A 4,675-nucleotide genomic window follows, 5' to 3' on the forward strand; every position below is an offset into this window, starting at 1 on the left:
CCCTTTGTGTCCCCCAAAACCCTCAACGCCCTGCCTTCGCTGCCTTAGTGTGCAAACAGCTTCCACTGCACAATAAGAGAGGGTGGCCATGCCCCGCACCGCGTTACTGTTGCTCGTACTCAGCCTGCTGACGGCCTGTGACGACACGCCCAAACCTGCCCCCGAACGCACTGCTGCGACCACGACCGTGCCCGCCGACCCGGCACTGGCCCAGGTCTACGACACCAGCTGCAAGCTATGCCACGCCAACCCGGCGGCCGGCGCGCCGTTGGCGGGTGACAAGGCTGCCTGGAGCCCGCGCGTCGCCCAGGGCGCCGACACGCTGCTGGACCACAGCATCAACGGCTACAACGGCATGCCGCCGATGGGGCTGTGCATGCAGTGTTCCGAAGCGCAGTTTCTGGCGCTGATCAGCTTTATGGCCGGTGTTCAACTCCAATAATAAAAAGAGGTGGTGGATGGCGTTTTCACGGCGGCAACTCTTGCAACGCTCGGCAGTGGCCGGGGTTTTTCTGGCCCTGTCGAGCAACCCGGTACTGGCCCAGTTGGCTCGCGCGCCACGGTTGATCCCGTGGCGTAACTGGTCGGGCGCGCAGACCTGCCTGCCGCTGGCGCGCCTGGCGCCCAAAGACCTGGATGAATTGGTGCAAATGATTCGCCAGGCACCGAGCACTATTCGGCCCGTAGGCTCGGCACATTCGTTCAGTGCCCTGGTGCCCACCGACGGCACCTTGTTGTCGCTGAGTTACTTCAATGGGCTGTTGGACCATGACCCCGCCACCTTGCAAGCGACCTTCGCCGCCGGCACGCCGATGTCGCGCATGGGGCCGGCGCTCAAGGCCGTCGGCCAGGCGCTGCCGAACATGGCGGACATCGATTACCAGACCCTGGCCGGGGCGATTTCCACCTCCACCCATGGCACCGGCGTGGGCTTTACCTCGTATTCCGGTTGCGTCACCGGCCTGCAACTGGTCACCGCCCAAGGCGACGTGCTGGACTGCGATGCCCAACGCCATCCCGAGCTGTTCAGCGCCGCCCGGGTGTCTCTCGGTGCGCTGGGGGTGGTCACCCAGATCCGCTCGCAGAATCGCGCACCGTACCGCTTGCGTGAGCGTCAGTGGATCGCCAAGACCGAAGAGTTGCTGGAGGATGTGCACAAGAACACCCGCGAAAACCAGCACTGGGAAATGCTCGTGGTCACCCATTCCGACTACGCGCTGTCCATCGCCCTCAACGAAACCGATGACCCCGAAACGCCTCCCGTCGACCCGGCGGAGGCGGGCGGCAATGAGTTTGTGTCGATCATCGAAAAGCTCGACAAGTATGGCAGTGATTTCCCGGGCACCCGCCGCACCTTGCTCAACAGCCTGCGTTTTTTTGCCAGCTTCCAGGACCGCGTGGCCGAGTCGTTCCAGGTCTATGCCAATGTGCGCAACGTGCGTTTCAACGAGATGGAATATTCGGTGCCTGCCGAACATGGCCCGGCGTGCCTGCGGGAAATCCTCAAGCTGATCACCGACAAGGACCTGCGCACCTGGTTTCCTATCGAGTATCGCTACGTCAAGGCCGATGACATCCCTTTGAGCATGTTCGAAGGCCGCGACAGCTGTTCGATTTCGGTCCATCAGCATTACGCCATGGACCATCACAACTTCTTTGCCGCCGTGGAGCCGATTTTCTGGAAGTACGCCGGCCGCCCGCACTGGGGCAAATTGCACACCCTTAACGCGCGCACCTTGCAGCCGCTGTACCCGCGCTGGGACGAATTCACCCGCGTGCGCCGCGAGCTGGACCCGAGCGGCAAGTTCCTCAATGCGCACCTGCAATCCATCCTGGGAGTGGCCTGATGAAACGCCGACATTTTGTGCTGGGCGCCGCAGTGGCGGCAGTGGCGGGTGGCTGGTGGCTGCGCCCCAGTGATCGCGGCGGCCCGTACAGCGAGTATTTCCGCAGCCTTAATGATGAACTCAAAGCCCATGGGCCGATGCGCCCGGTGATGCTGATCGACCTGGACCGCCTTGATCACAATATCGACGTGGTGATGCAGTCGGTGCAGCATGGTGGCAAGCATTTGCGCCTGGTGGAGAAGTCGCTGCCGTCGCCGGGGTTACTGGCGTATATCGCCAAGCGCGCGGGCACTGCGCGGCTGATGTCGTTTCATCAACCGTTTCTGAACCACGATGCGCAGGTGTTTCCCGAGGCTGACATCCTCATGGGCAAGCCGTTGCCGGTGCGCTCGGCCGAGCTGTTTTATCAAACCCATAAAGGTCCGTTTGACCCGGCCAGGCAATTGCAGTGGCTACTGGACACGCCAGAGCGGTTGCAGCACTACTTGGCGTTGGCGCAAGGGTTGGGCACGCGGTTGCGGGTGAACATCGAGCTGGATGTGGGGCTGCATCGCGGCGGCATTAGCGATAACGCGGTGCTGGGGCGGATGCTCACGCTGATCAGCGCCAACCCGCAGCACTTGGAGTTTGCCGGATTTATGGGCTACGACCCGTTTGTGGGCATGGGCGTGCCGGGTATTCTCGGTTCGCCCCAGGCGCTGTTTGAGCAGGTGATGCAGCGCTACAACGGCCATGTTGATTTCACCCGTCAGCAGTTTGCCGGGTTATGGCGTGAGGGGCTGACGTTGAACACGGCTGGCAGCCCCAGCTATCGGATTCACGAGCAGGAAACACTCAGTACCGAGGTGTCGGTGGGTACCGCGTTGCTCAAGCCCACGCATTACGATTTGCCGTCGTTGAGCGAGCATGTGCCGGCAGCGTTTATCGCCACGCCAGTGTTGAAAAGCACCGGGTCGGTGGAGATTCCGGCGCTGGATGGCAAGTCGCGGGTGTTTTCGTGGTGGGATCCGAATCAGCGCGAGACGTTCTTTATTTATGGCGGTAACTGGATGGCGCAATTCGAGTCGCCGCAGGGGCTGCAAAGCAATGAGCTGTTTGGGCGCAGTTCTAACCAGGAGATGGTCAACGGCTCGCCGGCGGTGGGATTGAATATTGAGGATCAAGTGTTTTTGCGCCCGACCCAGAGTGAGTTTGTGTTGTTGCAGTTTGGGGATTTGCTGGGGGTGCGGGACGGGAAAATCGTCGAGACCTGGCCCGTTTATGCCTGACGCAAAGCGCTCGAAATGTGGGAGTGTGATTGTGGGGCTGGCTTGTGTGGGAGCTGGCTTGCCTGCGATGCAGACGCCTCGGTCTCAAGGTTAGACCGCGGTGATGCTATCGCAGGCAAGCCAGCTCCCACACAATCACACTCCCACACAAGTCAGTGTTCCTGTTTCAAGTCGGGTTTTTACAGGGCAAAGGGAATGGTGAGCTTGGCCCACAACATATCGCCTTCCGGCCGGTTCTTCACATCAAACTCTTTAGCCCAGCGCACCTCTGCACTGGCGTATTTCAAGAAGGTGAAATACACCGCCGGGCCAATGGCAAACACTTGTCCCTTGACCCCATCATTCACTTCATCACCATAGATGTTTACCACCGTGCGCCCGTACTGCTTATCGTCGGTGGTCTGCTTGAGGTAATAGCCGTTGACCCCCAGGCTCAGGTTGTCGGTCACCTTGTAGCTGGCCGAGTAGTCGAAATGGAAAATCTGGCCGGAGCGGTAGTCGGTGTCGTGGTTTTCTTCGTTGAAGCTGTAGGTGGTCTTGATCGACAGTTCGGTGCGTTCATTGGGCATCCAGGTCGCCGAGACCAGCGGCTTGTAGGTGTAGAAGTTGTTGCTGGTGTTGGCCAGGCGCGTGGCGTCGTATTCGCCGGTGGGCAGGGTGATTTCCACGGCGGCGGCCAGGGTCAGGTTTTTGCCCATGTCCCACAGGATGATCGGCGCCAGGGTGGTGTCGCCCATGCTTTCGCGGGTGTCGGACATACCGAACAGCGACACCTGTTGCTTGATATACGGCTGGGCGATGTAGCCGCCCAGGCGCCCGCCGAACACACGCACGGGGCTCAGGTAGTCCAGGCGTGGGATGATCGCGTCGGACTTGATCCGCACTTGCGAGACCTTGCCGCCGAGGGAGCTGATGTCCAGTTTGCGTGCCTGGTAGTGGTTGTAATACAGGTTGAACGCGAACATATGGTCGGGCAGGTTGTTCACGTCCAGCGGCAGGATGTAGAAGCCATCGGTGCCGGGGCCGATGTTGTCGACGCCGCCTTCGGTGGCCAGGGCCGGCAGGCTGAGCAGGCTCAACAACGCCAGTTGCAGGGGGGGAAGTGCACGGGTGGGGTTCATGTCTGGCCTCTTTATTATTGTTAGGGCACCGCTGACGTTAGAAATATGCCTTCAGCGCCCGGCGGGGCAGGGTTTTGGCGGCCAGATAGGGGGACTTTGCCGGACAGGTTTCACTCAGGATGCAGCGGCTCTTGCAAGCGCCTATGATTAACAGGATGTTTCTAAAACAAGAACTGAAGTACTCAGTCGGGAACCCGTGAGCCATGCAAAGGAAAGCCGTTGACCCGCAATTTGAATTGGCGCTGGTGTCGCCCTTCCTGTTGCAGACCCTCGGGCAGGTGGTAGCGCAAAAGGGCGCGAATGCCGAAGCGTTGTGCCGAGGCCTGGGGTTTACCCTGGCCGACCTGGATGACCCGGCCCAGCGTATTTCCTATCGCCAGGCTGTGGCGATGATCCAGCGCGCACTCAAGGTGCTTCCCGATCAGGGGCTGGGCCTGTG

At 60.6% G+C, this 4,675-nt stretch carries 5 protein-coding genes; 4 read left to right on the forward strand and 1 reads right to left on the reverse strand.

The features are described 5' to 3' along the window. The first annotated feature begins 88 nt into the window (after window positions 1-88). The 3 genes from GIW28_RS30405 to GIW28_RS30415 all read left to right on the forward strand — a co-directional run bounded on the left by GIW28_RS30405 (window position 89) and on the right by GIW28_RS30415 (window position 3,115). Window positions 89-442 (forward strand): c-type cytochrome, encoded by a 354-nt coding sequence (locus GIW28_RS30405; RefSeq protein ID WP_138453873.1) that lies wholly within the window; start codon window positions 89-91, stop codon window positions 440-442. A 76-nt stretch (window positions 443-518) separates the two neighbouring features. Beyond that, on the forward strand, window positions 519-1,847 hold the full coding sequence (locus GIW28_RS30410; protein WP_236448044.1) for a D-arabinono-1,4-lactone oxidase: 1,329 nt from the start codon (window positions 519-521) through the stop codon (window positions 1,845-1,847). Window positions 1,848-1,906: 59 nt separating this feature from the next. Next, complete coding sequence (locus GIW28_RS30415) at window positions 1,907-3,115, forward strand: DSD1 family PLP-dependent enzyme (RefSeq protein WP_236448045.1); 1,209 nt, start codon at window positions 1,907-1,909, stop codon at window positions 3,113-3,115. 179 nt (window positions 3,116-3,294) lie between these two features. Here the strand turns inward: GIW28_RS30415 and GIW28_RS30420 are convergent, their stop codons facing one another. Then, the gene (locus GIW28_RS30420; RefSeq protein WP_017137527.1) at window positions 3,295-4,236 is read right to left on the reverse strand and encodes a SphA family protein; all 942 of its coding nucleotides are present in this window, start codon (window positions 4,234-4,236) and stop codon (window positions 3,295-3,297) included. 203 nt (window positions 4,237-4,439) lie between these two features. On the opposite strand from GIW28_RS30420, the gene GIW28_RS30425 reads away from it, so the two are divergent. Further along, on the forward strand, window positions 4,440-4,675 hold a 236-nt coding region (locus GIW28_RS30425), incomplete at its 3' end, for an AraC family transcriptional regulator ligand-binding domain-containing protein (protein ID WP_236490489.1).

Source organism: Pseudomonas sp. PA-5-4B (assembly GCF_021606215.1).
Classification (GTDB): domain Bacteria; phylum Pseudomonadota; class Gammaproteobacteria; order Pseudomonadales; family Pseudomonadaceae; genus Aquipseudomonas; species Aquipseudomonas edaphica.

Coding starts and splice junctions, on each gene's coding strand:
- GIW28_RS30405 (WP_138453873.1), top strand. CDS start 89: ATGCCCCGCACCGCGTTACTGTTGCTCGTACTCAGCCTGCTGACGGCC.
- GIW28_RS30420 (WP_017137527.1), bottom strand. CDS start 4,236: ATGAACCCCACCCGTGCACTTCCCCCCCTGCAACTGGCGTTGTTGAGC.